Origin of the sequence: Paenibacillus sp. 2TAF8, assembly GCF_052114825.1 — a bacterium.
Taxonomy (GTDB): domain Bacteria; phylum Bacillota; class Bacilli; order Paenibacillales; family Paenibacillaceae; genus Paenibacillus.
The window spans coordinates 42,448-67,997 of record NZ_JBFRFN010000022.1 but is presented as its reverse complement, the minus strand read 5'-3'; the positions used below and the strand labels follow the sequence as shown (position 1 = coordinate 67,997).

At 48.1% G+C, this 25,550-nt stretch carries 20 protein-coding genes and 1 other annotated feature; of the genes, 5 read left to right on the top strand and 15 right to left on the bottom strand.

Annotation, left to right across the window (positions count from 1 at the left end; all coding sequences use genetic code 11):
• Window positions 1–91: 91 nt before the first annotated feature.
• Window positions 92–1,489, bottom strand: a complete 1,398-nt coding sequence (locus tag AB4Z30_RS24520; RefSeq protein ID WP_441930049.1) for an aminotransferase-like domain-containing protein — start codon at window positions 1,487–1,489, stop codon at window positions 92–94.
• Between the two features lie 234 nt (window positions 1,490–1,723).
• Between AB4Z30_RS24520 and AB4Z30_RS24515 the strand changes: the two genes are divergently transcribed.
• The 5 genes from AB4Z30_RS24515 (at window position 1,724) to AB4Z30_RS24495 (ending at window position 8,066) form a co-directional block, all read left to right on the top strand.
• Window positions 1,724–2,659 (top strand): DMT family transporter, encoded by a 936-nt coding sequence (locus AB4Z30_RS24515; protein ID WP_441930048.1) that lies wholly within the window; start codon window positions 1,724–1,726, stop codon window positions 2,657–2,659.
• Window positions 2,660–2,686: 27 nt separating this feature from the next.
• Window positions 2,687–3,030: a binding site (T-box leader), on the top strand.
• 173 nt (window positions 3,031–3,203) lie between these two features.
• Window positions 3,204–3,992 (top strand): tryptophan--tRNA ligase, encoded by a 789-nt coding sequence (gene trpS / locus AB4Z30_RS24510; protein WP_441930047.1) that lies wholly within the window; start codon window positions 3,204–3,206, stop codon window positions 3,990–3,992.
• A 360-nt stretch (window positions 3,993–4,352) separates the two neighbouring features.
• On the top strand, window positions 4,353–5,462 hold the full coding sequence (locus tag AB4Z30_RS24505; RefSeq protein ID WP_441930046.1) for a GerAB/ArcD/ProY family transporter: 1,110 nt from the start codon (window positions 4,353–4,355) through the stop codon (window positions 5,460–5,462).
• Window positions 5,443–6,915: a spore germination protein gene (locus tag AB4Z30_RS24500; RefSeq protein WP_441930045.1), complete on the top strand. Its 1,473-nt coding sequence runs from the start codon at window positions 5,443–5,445 to the stop codon at window positions 6,913–6,915. The genes AB4Z30_RS24505 and AB4Z30_RS24500 overlap by 20 nt, the downstream gene beginning before the upstream one ends.
• A complete protein-coding gene (locus tag AB4Z30_RS24495) occupies window positions 6,912–8,066 on the top strand; it encodes a Ger(x)C family spore germination protein (RefSeq protein ID WP_441930044.1) in 1,155 nt (384 codons plus the stop codon). The genes AB4Z30_RS24500 and AB4Z30_RS24495 overlap by 4 nt, the downstream gene beginning before the upstream one ends.
• A 133-nt stretch (window positions 8,067–8,199) precedes the next feature.
• On the opposite strand, the gene AB4Z30_RS24490 is transcribed toward AB4Z30_RS24495, so the two are convergent.
• The 14 genes from AB4Z30_RS24490 to AB4Z30_RS24425 form a co-directional block, all read right to left on the bottom strand.
• Window positions 8,200–8,592, bottom strand: a complete 393-nt coding sequence (locus AB4Z30_RS24490) for a sensory rhodopsin transducer (protein WP_441930043.1) — start codon at window positions 8,590–8,592, stop codon at window positions 8,200–8,202.
• Between the two features lie 821 nt (window positions 8,593–9,413).
• The gene (locus AB4Z30_RS24485) at window positions 9,414–10,598 is read right to left on the bottom strand and encodes a rhamnogalacturonan acetylesterase (RefSeq protein ID WP_441930073.1); all 1,185 of its coding nucleotides are present in this window, start codon (window positions 10,596–10,598) and stop codon (window positions 9,414–9,416) included.
• A gap of 214 nt (window positions 10,599–10,812) precedes the next feature.
• The gene (locus tag AB4Z30_RS24480; protein ID WP_090924547.1) at window positions 10,813–11,652 is read right to left on the bottom strand and encodes a carbohydrate ABC transporter permease; all 840 of its coding nucleotides are present in this window, start codon (window positions 11,650–11,652) and stop codon (window positions 10,813–10,815) included.
• Window positions 11,653–11,654: 2 nt separating this feature from the next.
• On the bottom strand, window positions 11,655–12,557 hold the full coding sequence (locus tag AB4Z30_RS24475) for a carbohydrate ABC transporter permease (protein WP_441930042.1): 903 nt from the start codon (window positions 12,555–12,557) through the stop codon (window positions 11,655–11,657).
• A 139-nt stretch (window positions 12,558–12,696) separates the two neighbouring features.
• Window positions 12,697–13,986: an ABC transporter substrate-binding protein gene (locus tag AB4Z30_RS24470; protein WP_441930041.1), complete on the bottom strand. Its 1,290-nt coding sequence runs from the start codon at window positions 13,984–13,986 to the stop codon at window positions 12,697–12,699.
• A gap of 257 nt (window positions 13,987–14,243) precedes the next feature.
• A complete protein-coding gene (locus tag AB4Z30_RS24465) occupies window positions 14,244–15,797 on the bottom strand; it encodes a response regulator transcription factor (RefSeq protein WP_441930040.1) in 1,554 nt (517 codons plus the stop codon).
• On the bottom strand, window positions 15,772–17,559 hold the full coding sequence (locus AB4Z30_RS24460) for a cache domain-containing sensor histidine kinase (protein ID WP_441930039.1): 1,788 nt from the start codon (window positions 17,557–17,559) through the stop codon (window positions 15,772–15,774). The genes AB4Z30_RS24465 and AB4Z30_RS24460 overlap by 26 nt, the downstream gene beginning before the upstream one ends.
• 767 nt (window positions 17,560–18,326) lie before the next feature.
• The gene (locus AB4Z30_RS24455) at window positions 18,327–19,652 is read right to left on the bottom strand and encodes a stalk domain-containing protein (RefSeq protein ID WP_441930038.1); all 1,326 of its coding nucleotides are present in this window, start codon (window positions 19,650–19,652) and stop codon (window positions 18,327–18,329) included.
• A 269-nt stretch (window positions 19,653–19,921) separates the two neighbouring features.
• A complete protein-coding gene (locus tag AB4Z30_RS24450) occupies window positions 19,922–20,239 on the bottom strand; it encodes a hypothetical protein (protein WP_441930037.1) in 318 nt (105 codons plus the stop codon).
• Window positions 20,240–20,530: 291 nt separating this feature from the next.
• Window positions 20,531–21,394 (bottom strand): inositol monophosphatase family protein, encoded by an 864-nt coding sequence (locus AB4Z30_RS24445; protein WP_441930036.1) that lies wholly within the window; start codon window positions 21,392–21,394, stop codon window positions 20,531–20,533.
• A 109-nt stretch (window positions 21,395–21,503) separates the two neighbouring features.
• Window positions 21,504–22,505, bottom strand: a complete 1,002-nt coding sequence (gene uvsE / locus AB4Z30_RS24440; RefSeq protein WP_441930035.1) for a UV DNA damage repair endonuclease UvsE — start codon at window positions 22,503–22,505, stop codon at window positions 21,504–21,506.
• Window positions 22,506–22,700: 195 nt separating this feature from the next.
• Entirely contained in the window at window positions 22,701–23,024 is a 324-nt protein-coding gene (locus tag AB4Z30_RS24435; RefSeq protein ID WP_110899160.1) for a hypothetical protein, read from the bottom strand.
• 59 nt (window positions 23,025–23,083) lie between these two features.
• Window positions 23,084–24,184, bottom strand: a complete 1,101-nt coding sequence (locus AB4Z30_RS24430; protein WP_441930034.1) for a D-alanine--D-alanine ligase — start codon at window positions 24,182–24,184, stop codon at window positions 23,084–23,086.
• A 139-nt stretch (window positions 24,185–24,323) separates the two neighbouring features.
• A complete protein-coding gene (locus AB4Z30_RS24425; protein WP_441930033.1) occupies window positions 24,324–25,343 on the bottom strand; it encodes an amidase domain-containing protein in 1,020 nt (339 codons plus the stop codon).
• Between the last annotated feature and the right edge of the window lie 207 nt (window positions 25,344–25,550).

The following is a 25,550-nucleotide window of genomic DNA, read 5'->3' as shown; positions in this document are numbered from 1 at the left end:
CAGGTGCGATGATAACTCCCACCTAAATACTCACCTCTCGCAACACAATTAAAAATTCGGGATAGGCCAGCCTAATAAAGGTTGGTTTATTTTATTTTGACGTTGCAGATCGGACCTGCAGCTTCATAATCTCCTCACGAATGATCTGCATCCCCTCAGCAATACGCTGTTTCGGAACATTGGAGATGTTCAGTCGCAACATCTGATCCGTATAGGCGCTGTAAGTCCCTTCGGGATAATATCGTTCCGTTGTATCCGCAATAATTCCGCGTTTCTGTAAACGAGATAGTAAGGCACGGATAGACAAATCCCCTGGCAAAGGAAGGGCGGTATGTTCTCCTCCGGTTCGTGGTGCAGCGCGAAACGGTTCAAAATCAGAATAAGCCGCCAGTTGTTCATGCACAACTTCCATACGTGCGGCGTATCGGTTACGAATGATTTTCCGATGGTGAGCAAACATTCCGCTATGAATATATACTTCCAGCGCAGCTTGAGACAGTAAGGAGGTGTCGATATCCAGCATTCTTTTCATTGCACCAAAAGAGTTGATCAAAGCTAAAGGCAGAACGGCTACACCCATTCGAAGTCCGGGAAACAGGATTTTGGAATAACTTTTCAGATAAATAACCCGATCATGCGTTTCATAAGCCCACAAAGGATCTTGTCTGGCACTATCCTCTAAATCCGCCAGATAATCGTCTTCGACCAGATAAACATCATATCGCTGCGCAAGCCGAAGAAGTCTCTTCTTTTCCGCCGCCTTCATGGAAGTTCCGATGGGATTGTGGAAGCGTGGAATGACATAGAAAAACTTGATATCACCCTCCGCGAACTGGCGTTCAAGCGAGTCCCAATCCAATCCTTCCCCCAGCGTTCTTCGTACACCTGCAATGGGTACATTCAGGCTCTCCAGCAGAGTAGGCATATTGTGGTAGGTAGGTAACTCAACCATGACTTTTGTTTTTCCACCGGCAAAAGGCATTAAGGCAAGCGTCGCTAGCGCCTGTTGTACACCTGAGGTGATGAAAAACTGTTCTGCTCGCGCAAATACCTGATAATCAGCAAACTGTTTCTGTAAAAGCTCAATAAGGGAAGGTAACCCTTGATGTGTGCCATACAAAAAAAGCTCATCCTGCTTCTGTTTCATCGCCACCTCCACACAATGCCGAAAATCTGCATAGGGAAAAACCCTGGGATCAGGAGCCGCCGATGCAAAATCCAGCGGCTCCTCCCAGTCCATATCCTGTATACCTAAACCGTTCTGAACAGCATAATAACCGGATTGGGGCACGGCGTACACCAAATGTCGCTGTTCCAACCATTCATACGCACGAATTGCTGTGCTCACACTGCACTGATATTGCTCCGCCACACGCCGAACCGCTGGCAGTCTGATTCCTTTATCATCCCAGTGCCGGCTTCCCTGCTGCACTAACTGCTCCTGTATCCACTCTTGCAAAGCATGGGCAATCACCTCATATTTTTTCATCCCATCTGCTCCCCTTTTATTTTGTACCGGTACAATTGTTCTTTTTCTCTATTGTAGCACGTGGCGCGCAGAAGTATATTTAATAAGGCTCATATGTTCCATCGCTTGACAGGTAATCAGTAAATATAGTTCATCGGAATTTATGTTGAGTTACTTAACTCAACTTTATTTGGACCTGAGTATGCAGCGTAGCATACGTTCCAAAACTAAATCGCATTACTGGAGGGAAAAGGAATGAATACTACACGCAACCGAACCTATGCTTATATCGCCGCTGTTGTTTACGCCGCGATTATCGGGTTATCTTTTTTATTTGTGAAAATGACCGTCACCATTGCCCATCCCCTGGATGTGCTTGCACACCGATTTGCCCTGTCACTGATTGTGGTCAGCATTCCCGTGGTGTTCGGCTGGATCAAGATCAATCTTCGGCTGGCTGACCTTTGGCGTATTATACCGCTCGGATTGCTCTCGCCGGTTCTGTTCTTTGCCTTTCAGGCCTTTGGATTGGTGACATCCAATTCTTCGGAGGCAGGAATTATTCAGGCGATGGTACCTGTGTTCACCCTCGTTCTGGCTTCTGTCTTCCTGAAGGAACGAACGTCTATCGTGCAAAAAATGTCCCTGCTGCTTTCTGTTGCAGGCGTTATCTTTATCTTTGCCATGAAAGGCAGCGGCATGTCGATGAGCAATATGCAAGGCATTGTACTGTTGCTGCTGTCGGCAGTCAGCTTTGCAGGGTACGGGGTACTGGCAAGACCGCTCACTCGAAAATATAAGCCACTGGAGTTAACCTGGGTTACCTTGATGGTAGGTTGTGTCGTATTTAATGCCATTGCGTTAATTCGCCATGCATACACGGGGTCAATGGCTGGCTACATTCAACCGCTCGAAGATATATCCTACCTTGGTGCGCTCGCTTATCTCGCTATTCTGTCTACCATGGTATCCACCCTGCTGTCCAGTTACGCCCTGACTCATCTGGAGGCATCACGTGTCAGTGTGTTCAGTAATCTGTCTACACTTATCTCCATCGCAGGCGGTGCACTGATTCTACATGAGCCTGTGCAGGGTTATCACTACATCGGTGCAATCCTGATCATCATCGGTGTACTTGGCACCAACATAAGCGTTCGCAAACATAGGCTGGTCAGTCATTCAAAAGCATGATACAATGTGAAAAATTGTAAACGGACGTTATCAACGATGATGAAGTGAAGTACGCATGTCGCGATTCTCCAGAGAGCCGGCGGATGGTGTGAGCCGGTGTGTCGGACATGCGGAAATGGGCTTCGGAGTTCCGAGTTGAACCAAGTTTTAACCCGTTTAAGCACGGGTAAACTTACAGTAGGCAAGGCGGCATGTCCTGCCGTTACCCATGGACAGGATATCGATCTAGATCATGGACGATCTGAGTCAGGTTAGCCTGACTTTTTAAGCACATGACTGCAATGACTCAATTGCTGCATCCGTATCCCGTAAGTGAGCCGCATACCAGCGGCTAATGAAGGTGGCACCGCGAGCATAGCCTCGTCCTTCTGTTCTATTTCCTTAGGGAATTGGAACGGAGGACGAGGCTTTTTTTATTTTCAAATAATGATGTTGGCAGAAATCGCAGGCTGAAAGGAGGTGATGGTCGTGGAAGATGGCTGGTGGCGACAACTCGAGATCAATAACATAAACAACCAAAAAACAATTCAAAGGAGAATGAACCATGAATACAAATCAAGAACTTATTTTGACCGGAGATCGAACCACCGGACAGCTTCATCTCGGCCATTACGTCGGCAGCCTGCGCAGCCGGGTGGAATTACAGGAAACATACGAGACATATATTTTACTCGCGGATGTTCAGGCACTGACAACTCACTATGACCAGCCTGAACTGATTGCAAACAGTGTGCATCAAGTAACTCTGGACTATCTAGCCGTTGGCATCGATCCAAACAAAGCTACTCTTTTTATCCAGTCTATGATTCCCGAGATTGCGGAGCTGACAGTTATTTTCTCCATGTTTGTTACGGTAAACACGCTTCGGCACAATCCAACGATAAAAACGGAAGCACGAGATCGGGGATACACCGATTTGTATTATGGTTTTTTGGGATATCCCGTCAGCCAGGCTGCGGACATTGCTTTTTGTAAAGCGACGCTCATCCCGGCAGGTGAAGATCAGATCCCTCATGTGGAGACCGCACGAAAGCTGGTTCGACGGTTTAACGAGCTGTATGTACCTGTTTTCCCAGAACCTCGAATATTGACGGGTGAACGTTTAGGAGGTTTGGACGGCGTTGGAAAAATGAGCAAAAGCATGGGTAATGCCATCTCCTTAAACGCAACACCGGATGATGTCCAAACAAAACTGACTAAGGCCAAAACCGATCCGGCACGCATTCATCGTTCCGACCCAGGCCACCCAGATATCTGTCCTGTGTATGCTTATCACGAGTTGTTTCGGCAAAACGATATAACATTCATGCTGCCTGCAGTCAGGGAAAGATAGGCTGTACGGATTGCAAGCAGTTGGCTGCCGGGGCCATTAATGAGTTGCTTGCCCCTTTTCGAGAACGGCGTAATTACTATGAACAACGGGAAAGTCAAGTCAAGGAAATACTAATAGAAGGCACACGTCAGGCAAGAAAAACCGCAAAAGAAACGATGCTTGAAGTACGTGAAGCAATGAGCATCCGATATTTCGATCTCTGATCACATGCTGGGGCATAGAATTAGTCTTATACATTTAAGAGAACACAACTTAAGAAGAGCATATGAAGTAAGCTACGCATCACTCTTTCCTGTATGAAGCTCGCCAAACACGTTAACACTGCTGAGGATACTCTACTCTGAAAAGGAGTTCCTCAGCATGAAGCGTACACAACCTTCGTTCTTGCAAGCCATGATGTTAGTCATGTTATCTGTTGGCCTGATCAGCCATGTATTAATTATTCCCGCCCTTCTGAGTGCTGCCAAAAGAGACTCATGGATTTCGGTTTTATTATCTACCGGCCCACTCGTTATTTTTGCAATGATGCTGGCCTACGTGTCACGCTTTCTACAACATCAGACCTTACATGATTGGCTGTCTTCCCATCTTGGTAAACCCGTAGGTTTTCTATTGCGGGTGGGAAACAGTCTCTTTTTTCTATGCGTCATCTACTTTACACTGCGTGACACCACGACCTGGGCCAAAACAAACTATCTGACCGAAACGCCTGTGATCGCAACAACGATCGCACTTATGGCTTTGTGCGGATATGCTGCCTATAAGGGTATGCGTTCGCTCGCCTTTACCGCCGGACTGATTCTGCCGCTCGTCGTGCTGCTCGGCTTCTACGTCGCCATTGTCAATTCCCCGTACAAAGATTACAGCCGTCTTCTGCCTGTGTTGGAGCATGGATGGTCGCCTGTATTTCATGGCATGGTTTACAGTCTTGCAGGTATGTTTGAGTTACTCTTCCTCTGGTACATTCAACCTCATCTCGCCAAACGTATCAAGCTATGGCAGTATCTAATGCTTGCATTGATCATGGTCGGTTTAACGACAGGTCCGCTCATAGGAGCTATCGTAGAATTTGACCCTTATGAAGCAGCCAAAATGAGATACCCTGCATTTGAAGAATGGCGCATTGCCTCCCTGGGCAAATATATTGCGCAGACCGATTTCTTTTCCATCTATCAGTGGCTTGCAGGTTCATTCACCCGAATTAGTCTGGCCATGTATATTGTGGTAGAAATTTGGAATATTAAGAGCACTTCCAGAAGGATGGTTACTTGTGCGTCTTTGGCTATATTTTTTATTCTATCCATGCTGTACCCTCTGGATGATATCACTTTTGGGAAGATTCTGGTTGATTACATCTTTCCATATAATCTCGTGTATCTGAGCGGATTTGCGGTTCTGGCAACGATCGTTGCCTTCATCCATTCACGCCAGCAGAGGAGGAAACGACACCATGGAGAAACATCAGATTGACACGACATCCTATGAGACCTTGCTTGCCTCCCTGAGAAAAAACTTTGAATCCTGTGCGGATGTGGTGATTCAGACATTTTCTGCCCAAGAGGAGACCGTTCGTTCTGTCATTCTGCTTTATTGCGACGGGCTGGTGGACAATAAACAAATCAATCAATTCATCATTCCACGGTTAGAAAAACATACATTGATTATGGAAGAGGCTGTACCCAAGGAGCTTGGACTAACCCTGAAACCCTTAGATGACATTTCCGATCTCCAAAACATAAACATGCTCCTGTTCAGTGGGCAACTGCTCCTTATTTTTGAAAATGGTGTACAGGCCTGCAGTCTGGATATTGCCAATATTCCGGGACGCACACCAGAAGAGTCTGCCATCGAGACGTCCGTGAAGGGCCCACGCGACGGGTTCACTGAAGAGCTATCCACGAACATCGCCTTGGTTCGCAAACGTTTAAAAACGTCATCCATGTGTTATGAGAAAATAGTAAAAGGGGAGCGGACACAGACAACGATTGGCCTGCTGTATGTCAAAGATATTATTAACCCCGAAATTCTAGAGACCGCTCGTAGCAATCTGAATCAGATTAACGTGGACGGAATCATGGGTACATCCATCATGGAACGTGCCGTTATGGGAGGTGTGCGAAGCATCTTTCCGCTCACGGATAATTCCGAACGTCCAGATTATGTAGCGGACTCCTTAATCAACGGTCGCTTTGCCGTACTAACGGATGGGTCACCCGTAGCCATCATCGCACCGACAACCCTGTTCAACCAGTTGAAATCACCTGAAGATGAGAGCACTCCTTTTTTCATCGTGACTTTTGAACGGATATTACGGATTGCCGGACTGCTCATTGCCTGTTTTTTTCCGGCCTTCTACATCGGTCTGACCAGCTTTAATCTGGAACAGATTCCACTGCCCCTACTCGCAACGATCGCAGGAACGCGAATGGGATTGCCCATGCCGGTTACGCTTGAAGCTTTCCTAATGATCTTTATGTTTGAACTGTTCAATGAGGCTGGACGAAGGCTACCGCGTGCATTGGGGCAGACCGTCAGTGTAGTTGGTGGCTTAATCATCGGGGATGCAGCCATTCGTGCCGGAATTACATCTCCTACTATAATTGTCACGGTAGCGATCTCCGTAATCTCCAGCTACATTCTGGTGAATACAGTTCTTGGGGGAGCCACATCCCAAGTCCGTATCGGGATGTTAATTGCTTCTTCGATCTTGGGGTTATTCGGATTTATGGTTGCCCTGTTTGCCTTGTTAGTTCATCTCGTATCTCTGGAGTGTTATGGTGTATCCTACCTCTCACCTGTATCACCATACATTCCCGGAGACTTCACAAAAGCAGTATCGATGCCCCCTTCCATGACACGCACCAAACGCCCAGCCGTATTACGCCCACAGGACTCTACGCGTCATAAGGAAAAACCTAAATGAGATGGGCTTGCGTAAGTAGCATCGTTGCGGTTTGTGTCATGCTGCTAACAGGATGCTGGGATTCCAAGGAAGTGCAGAGCATTAACTTTATTACAGCCATCGGCATCGATTATGCGGATAATCAATACATGACGTACGCCCAGTTAATCGATTTTTCCAGCATTGCAAAGCAGGAAGGGCCGACACCAAGAGAAGGCAGTCAGATCTGGATTGGAAAAGGCACCGGCACAACGTTAAGTATGGCGATCAACAATCTGTATGAGACGTCACAGCAGCAAACGTTGTGGACTCATGTGAAAGCAATCGTGTTGTCCCAAAATGCATTGGAAGGGCGACTCGAGGATATTTTTAACACGTTACTTCACTCCGGACAGCTACGATATACACCATGGATCTATGCGACAGAACAAGATCTGTCCACTTTGCTCTCTCCCTCGGCAATTCTGAACCAGTCAGCTCAAACGATTGAGTTGTTTGAACCGATGAGACTGTATAGGCAGCATTCCGGTTATGAGCCCATTCGCCTGCATCAGCTGCTTGATAGCCTGAGAGAACCAGCATCCGTGGTGTTGCTGCCTTCCGTTTCCACTAAAAATCAGACGTGGCATAACGGTGAAGAGACCCCGCCGCTGATTCGAATGGATGGATTTTACGTCGTGAGCAATGGGAAAAGTCAGGGAAAAGTCTCGGGTGCCGAAGCAGACGGCGCCCGTTACGTAAATTATGACCATGTGTACCAATATCCGCTGTACGTCTATGGGAAGCATGGCAGTACTCCTGACCTTACATTGACTCTTCACAAACCCAAAACGCGTATAAAAGCAAAAAAGAGTGCTGGCGGTATCACCTTTGATCTGTTCACTTCAGTGAAAGGTACGATTGCTGAGGATCATGGCTCTTTTCGTTCTCCCCGTGTAATGGAGCAGGAGGCAGGCAAGCAGATGGAAGCTCAAATTCGTAAGACGTTTGCCACAACCAAAGCGCGCAAAGTAGATTCATTCGGTCTTGTAGAGCATCTCTACCGACATCATCCCGATTGGTGGAGAGCTGAGGTTGCCCAGCGGGCAGAACCCCTTGCACGTATTCATCTCGGCAAAGTTGAAGTCGACGTAAAAATCCTGAATGCCAGTACGTATAAATATGGGGAGTAAATCGATGAGCAAAGACCTGTAATCTGCATTGAAACTGTCGCAGATTATAGGTCTTTCTGTGCTTGGTCAGTGATTGTTAGCGTGGCTAGATGAGTAAGACACCGTAAATTATTTATTAGTTAACTCTCTTCGTTTATGCCAAAGGGTACGCCATGACACTCATTAATGCGAGTTCAGGCTGAGTTGTGTCCAGACGGCTGTACTGGATGATGACAGGAACATTACTTGAAACCGTGATGGCATATGGTACACCGGAAGGGATGCTTTCTTCCCCGGCACGTAGCGATGCGGTACGGATATGTTTTGTCCTTTTAGCCGGGACTTCAGCTTGAATATGCTCCAGCGGATCGCGGTCTTCAAAATAAATCGTGATGTCCAGCGTTGCATCTTCACTGCCTGTATTCAATACACAGATGCTCTCATGGCTTTCCAACGAGCCTGAGCTATCCGGTGGGATGTACCCATCTGGAATAACCCAGTATGTATGGCCATGACGAGTGGATTTAGGGATGCTTGTGTGGTCCATGATTCTCCTCCTTTCGCTCATTGCGAAGATGATGCTAGTTAAACCCGGCGGGGGCTCGCGGGCGGACACTCGGTCGGCGGATCGGGTGCGGGCCACTCATTGGTCCGGGATTTCTTTTATTCCCCTCCATGGGGGAAATCCCGTGCCAAACGCGGGCGCTTCGCTCGTTACTTCGCGATACGCCCTGAAAATTAAAACCTCGGGGGGCTCGCGGGCGGACGCTCGGTGGACGGATCGGACTTCGGGCCACTCATTGGTCCGGGATTTCTTCTATTCCCCCTCTATGGGGGAAATCCCGGGCCAAACGCGGACGCTTCGCTCCCTTTTCCCGATTCCGCCCCCCTCGCTGCCTCGCTCACCCTCTACTGCTTTTAAAGGACATGGCCTTCGCTTCGTTGGGCCATTTTTTGCACTCGTTGCTTCGCTCGTTGCTTCGCGATACGCCCTGAAAATTAAAACCTTCGGTAGCTCGCGGGCGGACGCTCGGTGGACGGATCGGGCTTTGGGCCGCTGTTGGTCCGGGATTTCTTCTATCCCCCTCCAAGGGGGAAATCCCGTGCCAAACGCGGGCGCTTCGCTCCCTTTTCCCGATTCCGCCCCCCTCGCTGCCTCGCTCACCCTCTACTGCTTTTAAAATGCATGGCCTTCGCTTCGCAGGGCCATTTTTTTGCGCTCGTTGCTTCGCTCAACTCGCGTTTTATCTTTTAACAGTTGCAGTTCAAGTTAACTCTCAGACGCACAGGACTTAAAATCCTGCGGTATTTAATCTCAGTAGCTTAAAAATTAGATCCTCATCAAAACAATTCCGGCTACATTTTCTCTTATCTGAGATACATCTGAAGCGGCTGTAAACGCAGTTCGCCAATGGCTTCAGCCACCTGCTCTGCCAAGCGGCGGGCGCCTCGCTCCTGAAAATGTGTGTTATCTTCCATCCCGGTTGGGAAGTTGATATATTCGCCGGGCAGCACCCACATAAAATCATCTTTGGTGCCTTCTTCGCCCGCCTGTTCAAACAGCAGACGGCTGCGTTCAGCCAAATCAATGAGCGGCACCTCTTCATCTGCCGCAAGTTCACGCACGGCGGTAATATAATCGCCGTGCGTATCGGTTAATGTGCCGTCTTCCGCGAAATATCGGCGATGCACTGGCGTGATCAGCACCGGGCGAGCTTTGGCCTCGCGTGCGGCATTGATGTACTTTTTTAAATACTGCTTATAGGTGGTGAAAGGCTCTGTTGCCCGTTCCGGGTCAGGCTTCTCGTCGTTATGTCCAAACTGAATGAATAAAAAGTCATCCGGTTTCATTCGCTTCATGATCGCATCTAGGCGCCCTTCATGAATAAAGCTCCGGGAGCTTCGCCCCGACTGCGCATGGTTATCGATGGCCACGTCATGTTTGAACTGTGCAGGCAGTAGCTGTCCCCAGCCACAATACGGGTATCCGCTCTCCGGCTGATCCGTTACCGTTGAATCCCCCGCGAGAAACACGGTCATCGTTTGGTTTGCCAGCGTTATTTCCAGTGCATTGATTCGAGGGGCTGGCCCCGAGAAGCTAAGGCGAAGCCGGCCTCCACGCACAACAACAGCAAATCTCATCTCTGCGTATTGCCCAGCCACCGTGCGAATCGTGGGCAACATCAGCCGGCATTCCCCTGCTTTCACACGCGTGATTGTATCCGCCAGCGGATCTCCGGCAATCAGTAACACCTGATACGTCCCGTCAGGTACATCAAGCACAAATGACGCCTTGAGCGGGATGCAAAAGCTGGAACGCAAGCGGGTAGACATTGTTTCCTGCCCTTGCGGAGGATAAACCCCTTTTGAGGAAAACCCTTCAGTTTCTTGCTCATCGTACCGCTGCTTCTCATATACCAACGAACCTGGCTCGAATCCGAATCCCTTGCTCTCATCGTATATCGTTGTTGACGAAACAGCCACATAGCCATCTTCTTTTCCTACATTCGTATGGAGGCTTTCTTTGCCAACTTCCTTATCGGGTTTGCTCATAGCTACAGTGGATGCCGATAGGATTTCTGATCTATGATCAGCTTGAGCGATAGGACCAAAACTAAACTTCCACGAGGAACTTTTTTGTTCGACTCGTTCGCTCTGTTCTGCATGTTCTGCGTTTGCCAAGTCTGCTGCATCCACTAATTTTTCTCCTCCATGTATTATTATTAGTTTGAGCGACCTTGTTTTGGAATATTTCGATCTTGCCTTGTTACCCCTTCAGACCACTCGTGCTCATGCCTTGCACAATCTGCTTCTGGAAGATAAAGAATACAGCCACAACCGGCACCAGACTGACAATCGACATTGCAAACATCGCACCCCAGTTAGATGCAGATTCGCTATCAAGGAACATTTTGAGTGCCATCGATACGGTATATTTATCAGGCGAGTTCAGATACAGCACGGGTCCGAGCAAATCCTCCCATCTCCAGTAAAAGGAGAAGATTGCCGCTGTCGCCAGCGAAGATTTGATCAGGGGCATGATGATCTGAATATAAAGCCTGAATTTGTTACAGCCATCAATCGTTGCGGCCTCGTCCAGCTCCTTCGGAATCGTGCGAATAAACTGCACCATCAGGAAGATGAAGAATGGCATCCCGAAGAAGGTAGGTACAACAATCGGCAGAATCGTGTTCAGCCAGCCCAGCTTGGTAAAGATAATATACTGCGGAACCAATACCACATCATGTGGCAACATTAGCGTAAGCATCATCAGAGAAAACCAGAAGGTACGTCCTTTAAAATTCAATCTGGCAAAACCAAACGCGATCAGTGACGACGACAGCACTGCCCCAATGGTAGAGATCACCACAATGATCAGTGAATTGGTGATATAGTCCATAAACGGCCGCCCAGCCGTTCCTTTCCAGCCATCCACATAGTTCGACCAGATCCATTCGGTCGGAAACAGGCTCTCTGCTGTTACAAAAATCGTCCGGCTCTCCTTGAAAGAACTGAATAACATCCACAGCACTGGGTAGAGCATCAGAAGGGCAAGTGCGGCAACGAACAGATGATAGATTGGCCATTTTACATTTCTCCACACCATGATTACTTCCCTCCTTCAGATTCGTAGAACACCCAGAACTTGGATGTCAGGAACACAGCCGCTGTAAGTACACCAATCATGATCAACATCACCCAAGCCATCGCAGAAGCATAACCCATGTTGTTAAACATAAATGCCTGACGGAACAGATATAACGAGTACAGCATCGTACCGTCCATCGGGCCGCCCTCTCCTTTGGAGATGATGTACGCAGGCACAAAGGTCATAAATGCACCGATCGTCTGCATAATCAGGTTGAACAGCACGATTGGGCTGAGCAGCGGCAGCGTTATGCTGAAAAATTTCCGAACGGGATTCGCACCATCCACCCCTGCGGCCTCATACATCTCGGGAGAGATATTTTTCAGACCTGCCAGAAAGATCAGCATCGATGAACCGAACTGCCACACGGACAGGGAAATCAGCATAACAAGCGCCGCATCGGGATCGCCAAACCAACTTACCGGACCAATGCCTATGGCGGTCATCGCACTGTTAATGACACCTTCGTTACTGAACAGGTTACGCCACATAATCGATACAGCCACGCTCCCCCCGATGATGGAGGGCAGATAGTACAATGTACGGTACGTTCCCACCATGCGAGAGCCCGTGTTCAGGATCATTGCGACAAAGAGGGCAAAAATCAGCCTTAACGGCACCCCGATAAATACATATAAAAACGTAACCTTAACCGAATTCCAGTATTTTGGATCATCAAAAAACATCTTGGTATAGTTGTCCATCCCGATCCATTTGGGAGAGGTGAACAGGTTATAACTTGTAAACGACATGTAGAGGGAAACGAACATCGGGATGAGCGTAAATCCAAGAAAACCAATAATAAATGGGCTGATAAAAGCATATCCCGTCAAGTTTCTGCGCAATGAAGAATACTGCCTCAAGTGGAACGTACCTCCTTCATGGATCAGCTTGCTGACGCCTTCATGTTACAGACAGGACGGGGAAAGGCCCTCGCCGTCAGCGAGCAGCCCGTTTCCCGTCCATCCCTGCAAGCGGGACGAGCAAGCCATCATTCAATTGTTATTTATTGTTGGCAAGCACGGATTCTGCATTTTTGCGGAAGGTCTGTGCCGCCTGTTCGGCAGTAATTTTACCAAAGTTCAGCTCTTCCACGACATCAGCGAGTGAGGAAATGACCTCAGGTGATCCAACCGGTGGTGGCGGGCTCATTGGAGAAGCTTTCGGCTCCATCGATGCCACGAATTCGAATACCTGTTTCGTTGCATCGCTCAGTTCAGGAGCAATAGCCTCTTTGATTTTTCCGGAGATCGGCACACCGCGCTCTCCTTTGATCAGTTTGTTCGCTTCTTCGTCATTCACCCAGAAGTCAATGAACTTCGCTGCTTCTTCCTTCACCTTGGAGTTGGACGTTACACCCCAGTACATACTTGGCTGCATATAAAGCCCTTTCTCCATATCCGGTCCCGGCATTGGCGCAATCGCAAGCGGACGGTTAGCTACCTGTTGCAACGCAACGAATTGGTTCGACCATTGCCATACGCCGATGCCTTTTTCTTTGACCAAATCCGACTCTTCAATGATGCCTTTCGTTTGATTAGCCACATCCGGCGAAGGCGCTGCCTTCTGCTCAATCATGCGTTGCATTAATCCGAAGAACTCTACGAACAGAGCATCGTCATCATAACCAAGCCCGGTTCCTTCCGGATTGTAGAGTGATTTGCCTTTGGTACGCAGGAAGTAGTGGAAGAAGATATCCGGCGCTACACCGCCATCCAGATACAGTCCCTTCTCTGCTACTTGTTTACCAAGCGCTTCGTAGGATTCCCATGTCAGATTTTCCGGCATGGCATCTACGCCAGCTTTCTTAAGCAACGCAGGATCAAATTGGAAACCAAGTACGTTAACCCCAGCAGGTACACCGTACTGTTTGCCGTTAATTACACCTGTGCTGATGACATTCTCGGCCACATCATCCACCTTGATCTGATTGCCCAAATACGGTGCGAGATCTTCAAGCTGACCGTTCTGTGCATATTGGCTGATGTAGGAAATATCCATCTGAATAATGTCAGGCAACTGGTTGGCTGCGGCTTGCGGGGCAAGCTTTTTCCAGTAGTCGTCAAAAGAAGCATATTCCACATCAATCTTGACGTTTGGATTTTTCGTTTTATACAGATCGATGACCTTCTGTGTATATTCATGCCGTGTATCCGAGCCCCACCAAGCGATACGCAGATTTACCGAATCACCCTTGCTCCCGGATCCCTGTTCGCTGCCTCCACCTGAGCTACATGCCGCTGTAAAAACAAGCAATGCAGCCATCATCAGGAATATTGCCTTTTTCACCATGCCATTCTCCCCTTTTTATGTTGATATGGTACTGTGAACGGGTTATCTCCATCTTCTTAAACGATGTTCTGATAACGCTTTCACAAACTTGATAATGTCATTTTCGCAAAAGTACGATCCAAGTTGAATACACAAAACCGTCTTGTTGGTTCAAAAAACAGAGGAGGACATCCCTGGCGCTTCAAGCGCCGGTTATCCTCCTCTTGAGATATGGAATTACATCGCATGTATACGGACTAGTTATTGACAATTCATTGTTAGATGCCAAATCTGCGGAATTCGGTAGGTGTCATCCCGGTCCATTTTTTGAACACCTGACTGAAATATTGCGAGTTACCTCCAAAACCAAATAATTCAGCCAACTCAAACACCTTCACATCTCCACCTCTTCGGATATGTTCACACGCCCTTTCAATGCGCAGACGATTGACGTAATTAGAGAAATTTTCTCCGGTGACTTTTTTGAAAATTTTGCCAAGGTAGTCTGGATTCATATACAACATCTGATGCGCCACTCCGCTCAAGGAAAGGTCAGCCTCACCATAGTGACGATCCACGATGTCCATCATTTTCTCCACCGCCGAAGATTGGCGGCTGATGTAGTTTTTATAATAACCAGCGGTTAAACGGGCAGCACTATCTGCCACAAACGTATTCAAATCAGCAAGCGTATCGATATGCGTAAGTTCCGCCATTCGCTGCGTGAAATCGGTTGCCTCCTCTGGCGGACAGACTTGAATCATGGCAGAGTATAGCTGCACTACATAAGCACGCGTTACCTCGATATCCAGCTTCTGGTCTGCCAGCTGCACGAACAGACGATATACCTCTGCGGCAACTTCTTCCGTATTGCCCGATTTAATTAACTGGCACAGCTGCTCAGCATCCTGCTCCACATTCACACCGTCACATTCCCCTGCCAGCACCACATCATTTTTGGTAATAAGCTTGCCCTCTCCAATGAAAAAGCGATGATTCAAGTACTGCATCACCTCACGGAACAATCGTCGGGACTCTGTCATATGATCCGCTTCGCTGAGAGCAGCCGTCAACTCTAATCTGTAGAGACGGGTAAACGCCTCGCGAACCGCATCAATTCGATCCTGCAGCACATCTACATCCGCGGTATCTGCCAGCACAATCAAAAGCTTGCCTTCAATCGTGGTGCTTAACAGTACACCCGGAAGCAGATCGGCAGCTATATTTTTAATCGCAAATAAATGACTGTAATCATGCTCATCCACAATCCGAAGCAACAGTAAACGCACGCTGTTCTGTTGAAGCTCCAGATTGAACAAATCCTGATAATACGCCAAATCCACGGGCCCATACGTGCGATTGGTCATGAACTCCAGCAGAAACTGTTCCTTCACATGGGGAAGTACTCGTTGCAGACGCTGCTTGATCTCTCCCGCCACATGTTCTTTTACCTGCGCATCCTGACGCTCTTGTAACAACTCAACCAAGGCATCATGAATCTGACTCTCGTTACACGGTTTGAGCAGATAATGCTTTACCCCATATTGCATCGCCTTGCGAGCATACTCAAACTCCTTGTAGCCGGATAACATGATGAAACGTACTGCGGGATAAGCTTCGGAAGCCTTCTCGATTAGACCTAGACCGTCCAGACCCGGCATGGAAATGTCGGTAATGATGATATCGGGTTTGGCACTTTCGATTTTGCCCAGTGCTTCCACTCCATTTCTGGCTGTATCCACAAGTTCTGTTCCTGCAGCCGCCCAGTCAACCACCTGAGAAATCCCCTCCAGAATGACACGTTCATCATCTACGAGCATCACTTTGTACATCGTCATCGTCCTCTCTAATCCAAGGTATGCTGATCGATACTACAGTTCCTGATCCAGGCTTGCTATTTATGCTCATCGTGCCTTCATCACCAAAGGTCAACCTTAGACGTTCCTGAATATTCGTAAGCCCTATGCCCTGCCCTCTGGTCTGAATCTGCCCTTCCTGTAAACGTTCCATGAATTCGGAGGTCATGCCCGGCCCGTTATCCTCGACTTCAATCCGAATATGCTCCCCTTCTGCTCTGGCACGGATTCGAATCTGGCAAGGTTCGATACTTGGTTCCAGCGCATAATGAATGGCATTTTCCACAAGTGGTTGCAACGTTAGTTTGGGTATTCGTGCAGTTCCAACCTCAGGGGCAATATGCATGTCAAAATCAAGTCTTTCCTCAAACCGGGTACGCTGAATGGTCACATAGCTGCGCACGATGTCTAGCTCCCGTTCCAGCGTAATCCATTTCTCGGACATATTGACCGAGCTGCGTAGCAGGAAACCAAGCGCTTCGACCATCTCGGAGATTTGATGCTGTTTCTGCACTTTGGCAAGCCAGTTAATGGATTCGAGCGTGTTATATAAAAAGTGCGGGTTAATCTGCGCTTGAAGCGCTTTCAATTCTGTCTCACGAATGACGAGCTGCTTCGCATAATTCTCGTCTATTAGCTCTCGAATCCGTTGTAACATCATTTTAAACGTTCGATGTAGAAGTCCGACTTCATTTTGCGGAGATACGGGAATGTTGCCAAGGGCTGCTTCCTCCAGTTTATCCAGATCCCCTTTTTCAATATTACGCATTTTCTTGATTAATTGAGCAATCGGATGGGTGATACTGCGCGAGAATTTGGCTCCAATCACAAGGGCCACCAGGAAGATCATAATAAAAATGACCATGACCAGCTGTTTGACAAATTGAATCTGCTTGAACATCTGATCAAATGGCGTGGTATATAAATAATTCCAGCTGGTATAGGATGAATGGGCTCTTGCTACAAAATATTTGCCTTGCTCTAACGTGGCAATCCCGTAGGGTTGAGTCCGCTTCAACTCTGCTGCGATTTCGGATTGGCTTACGTGGGATTCAGTTGGGTAAATGACTTCTGTCCCATCGACGATGAGCAACTGCGAGTCCTCCGCTGGTTCCTGCATCTGATCCTGGACGATCCGATCCAGCCGCACACGGATAATCAGGGTTCCCAGTTTATCCAGCGTAAATGCTCCGCCAGTAAAAGACTTCACCTGTCTAACCGACAGTAGCCTCGCCTGTTGATCCCCACTTGCCAGCCAGACGTTGGAACCTGAATATTGCTCACCGAGCGAAATCAGTTCCTTTTGCTTCGCTTCTGAGATGCCTTCCCGATTACCTGCCGCCATAACATTGTTATCGTTGTCGATAAAGATCATGGAGTACACGTATTTCTCGGAACCGGCGTAGGCAACGAGTCGGTTTGTAATCTTTTTACGAAGACTGTTCCGCTCGTATCCGGTCTCCGCCTTCTCCAGTTGCAGCAGATACTGTTGCAGCGGCTCATCCGACATCACTTTGAAGGACAGATTGGATAACTCCCGTAGCTTGTTCTCGATGCCAACCGATGACATATTGAGCACCTGTGATGACTTCTCATAGATCTGGCGGTCATAAATATTTAACACGTACTGCATGACAGATACGTAGAAAGCAAAGCTGATCAGCATCAAAAAGCCAATCAGCAACATCGTTTTGTGGTGAATGGGCAGTGTGTTGAAAGCGTTTTTATATTTACTCACTCGGGAGCGCTCCTTTGCTTGGCGAAGGGTTGCTGTTTTGGGGATGCTGGACTAACTAAAGGGATGAACAAGGTCTTCATTGGTTCGAACATGCAGCAAGTTTGAATTTGTTCGTTATTCTCCTGAACGCACAATCCAGCTTACTTGTAAGTTATTTTCATATTTACACATCCATGGTCGGATGACAAGTCATATTTATGCAACGTATAGAGTCATCTGAACAGGTATACAACTATTATTTTGCTGTGAGGGCATGGGTTTCGAAGAAATATGATCAACAACACAGTACACCAATAATTCTAACGATCACAGCAGACCTTATTTGGCCATTTCGATGTGTTTTCAAAATCTAACGATCACCAGCGACGCTATTTGACCCAATTCCATGCGAAAAAAGGATAAATCGAAGGAATCACCCTAAATAGGGTCCATACGGATCGTTAGAATTTCAAAAGGCTTATTTCAAGCAAAATAAGGCTTCTCCTGATCGTTAGAATAACTCTGCCCCTCCACACACATCACCCGCTAATCATTCCATCTCGCATTAATCATCTACAGCTTTTACTGCATTGCATTAGTTGTCCACTACCTTTACTACTTTAATCAAATATTTTGGAGCAATTTCAATACATTTCAGCAGAATTCACAAAATCTCACCAGAAATGTGTACTCACGTCATCTTCCCCTCTTAGAAGAACAGCAAAAAAAAGTGACGAGTCAGGTATAAACCCTGCTTCGCCACTTCATCATATGTGTGAGGTAAAACCTTACGGGTTAACAAATACCGTCTTGAGCTTCGCGATATACTGCACATCAAAACCAAGACCCTCCGCTACCATAGCTACCGGAACATAGGTTTTCGCTTCTTTGCCTACTTTGTTCAGAAAGGCAGGCGTATCCACGGCAACGGATGCACCGTTCACTTTCACGGCATTCGCTCCGATTTTTACAGCTACTGTGCGGTCACCGTAGGTAATGGTTGCAGTTGACGTTTTATTATCCCAAATAGTTTTGGCACCCACTGCATTCACGATATCCTGGATCGCGACGAAGTTTTTGCCGTTACGAATGACTGGTTTATACGGTGTGTTAAGTGTCTTGCCACTTACGATGATGTTCATCGGTTGGCCCGCATCTGGCGCAGTCAGTTTCGTGTAGTCACCCCAAATGGTTTTTGCAAACTCTTCAGCAATAGCCGCATATCCGAGCTGATTCGGGTGAAAATCACGGTTTTTGATCATATGTGTCATCGTTCCCTCACCGCCAACAAAGTCTTTGGCTACATGAGCGACTTTCACATCTGCACCCTGAGCTGCGAACTGAGCAGCAATGCCATCAATCGTTTGTGTGAATCCTTGGGAAGCCTGCATCAGTTTGGCATACAGCTCTTTGCCCGCTACTTCCGGCATCGGCTGATACTGGTCAGCAATAACAATTCGAGCAGATGGATTAATCTCATGAATATCATTAATGATAGCAGTAACATTGGTTGTATACGTTAATAGCAGTTCTTTCACTTTCTCTTGCAGCTCTTGGTCGCTCATCGTAGTCGCTGTACCAAGGAGTTCCGAAACATCATTGCCGCCAATCGTCATCGCAACAAGATTAGCCTGTGCAATGCTTTCACGGATTGCAGCCGTATTAGCTCCGATCTGTCCTGCTCTTGGATCAGGCAGACTCGGTTGAATCGCTTCTGAAGTCAGCGTCTTGCTTTCCTTGATCGCATCGGTAAAGTTCTTCAAACCACTCGTTTTAAGTCCAGCGATGCCGAAGTTATCCACCTGTGTACGTCCATGGAGCAAGCCCTGTTCCTGTAAACGCTCAACGTAACCGTAAGGCAACGTAGTCATTTTTGGCTCATATCCTACGGTAATGGAGTCACCCAATGTGACGATTCGGAACTCTTTTGTTACCGCAGTAGCATCTTTCTTGGTTGCTGTAAGCGATGCTTCATTTGGAGCGACAGGTAATACGCCCGTTTTGGCATCGGCAGCATGTGCCGGCAATGCGGACGATGTGAACAGCAACATACCCGCCAGCATGCTGGCACTCAGGCCTGCGGCGGTGTTTTTCCAAATACGTTTACGCTTCATTCTTGTGAACACTCCTTTAGTTAAATCCAGCTTTTACACGATTATATAGTACACCAATCATTCCGATGACATATGCTTGTGTACCTCTATTCTATCACTACAAATATAGCTTTGTCCTCTTGCCTAAATGTGCGCGCAAAATAATAGACCTCCCTTTGCCGGGAAGTCTATTATTATTAAAAATCCGACTCTATTCATGAGAGCAACCTGAATGATAGTGTGCCTACTGATAGGCGGTATGTCGATTGATGGTCGTAGTTCCCTGGATGTTACGCTTCGCTATCCGAATCTGAATCCCTAACTTGATCTTGATCTGCACGCCCACTTGGCGTTGGTGCGCCATTTGCCTTCGTTTCTTTCCCAGCAGCAAGATCCAGATACCGGTCATACCGATCATCTAGTTCACGAGCCATGGTACGAAACTTTAACGTTTCCTCCACAATGGGGTCTCGTTCTGTCTGAATACGTACCTCGTACTTCGGAGGAATGAGCTGACGTTCCCGCTCTTCAGCATCACCGGACGCTTCCATGTCTCCTTCCGTCAGCATATCGCTAAGCCGTCGTTCCAGTTCTTTGGATTCATCCATCGTAATTCTCTCCTTTGATATAATAGTATATAAGTTAAACTAAAGATTTTACACAGTCCACTCCGATGACAGAATAACCTTGAGGGTAGCTGTTATCCCCAGATTTTTTGGATTCCCTTTTCCAAAGGAGAAAATCCGGTGATAAGCGTATGCTTCCGATGCAGCTTTCTTGCAGAAAGCTTTTAGGCGAACGCTTCGCTTTTCCAGGTTTTTTCTGCCCCCTTCGTTAACGTGTAAAAGAATAGTTCATATTATATAAATAGCTTATACCAAACCAAAGCTGCCTTCAGATTATTCCAGCCCGGTAGCCTTGGCTTCTTTCAAAACATCCGTCAATGCATCATGAATCTTGCCATTGCTGGCAACGATATGGTTCACCGCTAGCGTATATGATGTTCCGATCGTATCCGTCACTTTACCGCCGGATTCCGCAACCAGGAGTGCACCTGCGGCAATATCCCACGGTTTGAGGCCCACTTCCGTATATGCACTCAGGCGTCCAGCAGCAACATAAGCCAGATGAATCGCGGCCGAACCGCCTGCACGCAGATTGCGCACCTGCGGAGCAAGAGCCTGAACAGCAGCCATATTCAGTGGCAACGCAAATGTTGTATCTGCCGGGAATCCTACTGCCACAAGGCTCTGCGCAAGTGTGTCTTCACCCGATACCGTCATCCGGTTTCCATGTACGTAGGCTCCTTTTCCTTTTTCCGCAACAAACAATTCATCCCGGGAAGGGTCATAGATGACACCCACAATCACTTCACCCTTATGTGCCAGCGCAATGGACACCGAATAGAATGGGAATCCGTGCACAAAGTTCGTCGTTCCATCCACCGGATCAACAATCCAGAGGTACTCTTCCTCTGCTGCTTCCTTCAGCGCTATTGCTGAAGCTTCCGGCCCCGGTTCAACTCCCTCTTCCCCCAGAATAGCGTGGTCTGGAAAATGGGTCAGAATCAGGCGGCGAATCATCTGCTCTGCACCTTTATCCACTTCGGTCACCAGATCCTGAGGAGAATACTTCGTTCCGAGTTCACTTACCGTACCCAGACGGCTCTTGATCCACTCGCCCGCCTTGGACGCAGCATTAATGGCAACGGCAGTATAGCTTTTGCTTGTCACGACATAAGGTACCTTTTCCTTTTCACTCAAAGCGTTCACTCTACTTTCTATATCAATCTACGAAAAAGTTAAAAATACTTTTTAGAAGTATACGTCTGAGCATTCGTAAAGTTTCTTGCTGCCCAAGCCCCTTTTGGCTTCACGAATGAATACGTACCGTGGACTCGTCCACCCATTCAACACCTTCATCCTGATAAAAGGCCAGTTTCTGCATCAGCTGCACCAGGGCTTCATCCTTGCGCTTCGCCTCAATCATTACATCAAGGGCCGGTGTATCCGCTGCAATATGACGCAGAAAATCAAGTATTGGCTCGACCTCCACTCCATCCGCATGACCGCGAAGGTCCTTTTCACTTTTAGGACTGGATACATGGATTTTGGGGACTAATGGCTGGTTTGGCGGTGCATCGGCCTGGGCCAACGGTGATTGCCAAGTCTTTAAAATATCCGGCCACAGCTCCCAGGGTTGCTCGCCTTCGTTGTTCACCCATTGGTGATGTATATCCAGTACCATCGGCAACCCGAGGTTCTGACATACTGCCAATGTCTCAGGTGAATTGAACGTTTTATCATCATTTTCAAGCGTCAGCCGCTCCTGAATGTCCCGGTCCAGCTTCATAAAATTCTCTTCAAAACGACGTGCCGCTGAAGACTTGTCCCCATATGCACCACCAATATGAATATTGTTCTTGGCTGTCGCGTTGAGGCCCATGGCGTCCAGCATTCGGACATGATGACGAAGATCCTTCATCGAGTTGCGCAGCACCTCTTCGCGAGGGGTGCTCAGCACGGTAAAATGATCCGGATGAAAGGATACGCGCATCTGATTCTCCTTCACGAAATCACCAATCGCTTCAAAGTCCTGCTTCAGTGCCGGAAACGGGTCCCAGTCACTCAGATCCTGATGGGTTGCCAGTGGAATTAATTTCGAAGAAAAACGATATACATGAATATGGCTACCTTTATTATGCCGAAGTAAACGTAATGTATTGTGCAGGTTCTCGGCTGCAATGCGTTCCAGCTTGCGAATGGCCGCTTCCCTGTCGTCGATTTTGTTAAAACTGGCCATCGTCATGGTCTTGGAAGGCGAAGCATTCTCCACCAACACCGACATTGCCACGTAACCGAAACGTACAAGCATGAATTTCTTCCTCTCTGTTTAGGACGGACAGACTCTGCACGGCTGTGAGCAGCCGCGGAGATCAACCGACATGATATATAACCAAGTTTTACCCTAAACAAGGGAGCATAATCGCATGTTTGCAAATCCTCCCGCACTCTGTGAAAGAAGTTATCCCGTAAAGCTAAGCTCCAGTGACAGCCCTATCCATAGGTTCTATTCCTGCGCCTGCTCCCCAAAGAACATCTCATCGGCAAGCGCCGTCTGGATACGTGACTCTTCCTCCGTCAGCTTGCGAATGAGCTGCATCTCTACTTCTGTCACTTCTTGATTCTGAAAATTGATTTCCGCAATGGAAGCAACAATTTTCACAATCGCTACGGCTACATTGTCCGGGGTGTAAGCAATGACCTTTTGCCCGGTCGGGAACACCCGGAAGCCTTGTTTAACCATTTTGCCACGACCGTATTCCAGCAGTTCGAAGAGCTCCTGCTCGCTTTTGAATTTACATACGGAATTAAACTCTGTCTGAAATCCCATGCACATTCCTCCCAATCTCCTGATAGTGGAAATCCAGCCTGGATAGCGGATCGTCCAGGTTATGCCTGAACGCCGTTTTCGTAATTCAGTGCCTGTTTGCGGTTATACCGTTCCAGTCCCAGTTCGATCATGCGATCCAGCAATTCGGCATACGACACACCTGTCTCGCGCCACAAAAGCGGGTACATGCTGAACGGAGTGAAGCCCGGCATCGTGTTCACTTCATTAATCAGCAGTGCTCCATCCGATTTGCGAATGAAGAAATCTGCGCGCGAGATGCCGTTACCCTCGATAGCACGGAACGCCTGCAAAGCCGCTTCACGAACGCGATCTGCTGCCTCAGGGTCGAGCGGTGCAGGAATCAGCATCTGGGACTGACCGTCGATGTATTTGGCTGCATAATCATAATACTCACCAGAGGATACAATCTCGCCTGGAACCGATGCCATCGGTTCATCATTGCCGAGAACACTAACCTCAACTTCGCGTGCTTCCACAAATTCCTCAATGACTACTTTGGTATCATACCGGAGTGCAAACTCAATCGCTGTTTTCAGTTCATCGCGGTTACGCGCTTTGGAAATACCTACGCTGGAGCCAAGGTTGGCTGGTTTAATGAAACACGGATAACCCAGCTGGTCTTCGACCTGTACGATCATTTCGTGTTCAGCCTGTTTCCATTGTGTCGCGTTAAAATACGTAAAGGCACACTGGTCAATACCAGCTTGGGCGAACAGCTTTTTCATCACGACTTTGTCCATACCGCCTGCCGATGCCAACACGCCTGCACCCACATACGGCATATCGGCCATCTCGAACATCCCCTGGATCGTGCCATCTTCACCGAACGTACCATGAAGCAACGGGAACATGATGTCGAGCGCTTCCGCCCCGCCGTACAAACGCGCAAACAATGCATTTAGCGCGTCCTGAGTGCCGCCCGGGAAGTTTTCCAGTTTCAGATCTTCAATGCGTGCAAAAGGTGCGTGCATCACGGCTCCTTTTTTCCACGTCCCCTGCTTGGAAATATAAAAAGGAACCAGTTCATACTTTTCGTAATCAAATGCATTTGTTACAGCAAACGCCGTTTGCAGCGACACTTCGTGCTCGCCTGATTTTCCGCCGTATACGACGCCTACTTTTAATTTATTCATACTCATGCGTAACCTCCGATTATATCTGTACGTGATGCTATCTGCGCAGCTATTACAGGCAATTGCCCTGCTGCTTCCGGTCTCTGTTCTTATTTTACACGGAACGGGCTGTCTGCGTCACCGCATCCCGCAAATCTTTCCCTTTTTAAAACTCGTCTGCGATATGAAAAAGCCGATACATCGTCCGCTCCGTCCAGGCATATGAATCCCGGTAATCCCAGAAACGATGGCGACTGCTGACTGTATGGGCGTTCACAAGCGGCATGCCCCCCGCATCAAAAGCGGTAACCACCGTGCTGTGCTGGAATCTTCCGTCACCATCCCAGTCGTAGAAAATAACATCGCCGAGCATAAGCTGCTCAGGACGATCCACCTCGGTAGCTGTCAGCCCCCAGCTGCTACCGGAAAGATATCTTGCTAAACTGTTGGATACAGCCCAGCTGTAACTCCACATTTCCGAGCCGTTCACATACCCTTTATACCACCAGCCCGCTTCTCTCCTACCAGTATAGTGGATGGGTGCTTCCCCTGCAAAGAGACATTGGGACACATAATTCGTGCAGTCTACATCGAATTCTTCAAATGCAGGATTGCCTGCATTCCACCACCTATCCGCGTACGCAACAGCCAGATCTCGGCGGTAAATATGCCTTTTGGCACTTCTGCCTTGACCCAGTACTTCCCGATTCAGAAGCGGCCGATTCACCGCCTGTACAAAATCGGCTTGTTGGTAAGGACGTCCTTCCCCCGCTGGACGTCGCTCCGGCACTTCCCTTTCCACACGCGCAATGCTCCATCGTCCATTTTCTCGCAAAAAGGTTAACCGTTCCCGTTCGATCCGATCCTCTCGGTGGGTGATGCCACTCTTTTCATAGAACAGTCTGCTGTACAGTTGCACTTCCACAACCGCTTCGTCAGATCCATCAATGAGCGTACGCACAAGCTTGGCGCTGGTCTCGCTGCGAAGAGGTACAGCGCGCCGTTTGCGATACCATTCATCCAGTCTTGCCATGCGTTCTCCCCGTTCCATCACAAATTCGGGATCGGTGACGATCCGTTCACTCGTCTGTGGACGGTAATCGATCTCACAGCGATTGTACTGGTTGACGTACGTGTATAAGGCACTCTTCCATTCGCGTTCCAAGCCTGTGTCCCCCTTTGGCATGAGTTCAATCTGCTCCTACTATTCATATGAGGAGAACCTTGTTTGTATGTACACGGCTCAGATGAGGCACCTAAATCTGTGACCTGAAAAGATCAAATTCATCCACACTCATACCAGAATGCAGAAAACGCCTTCATTCGTTCAAACGCTTGCTTGCACAGGCAAAAAGCCCTTTACGTACGGATGTGAAAACGGTATACTTAAAAC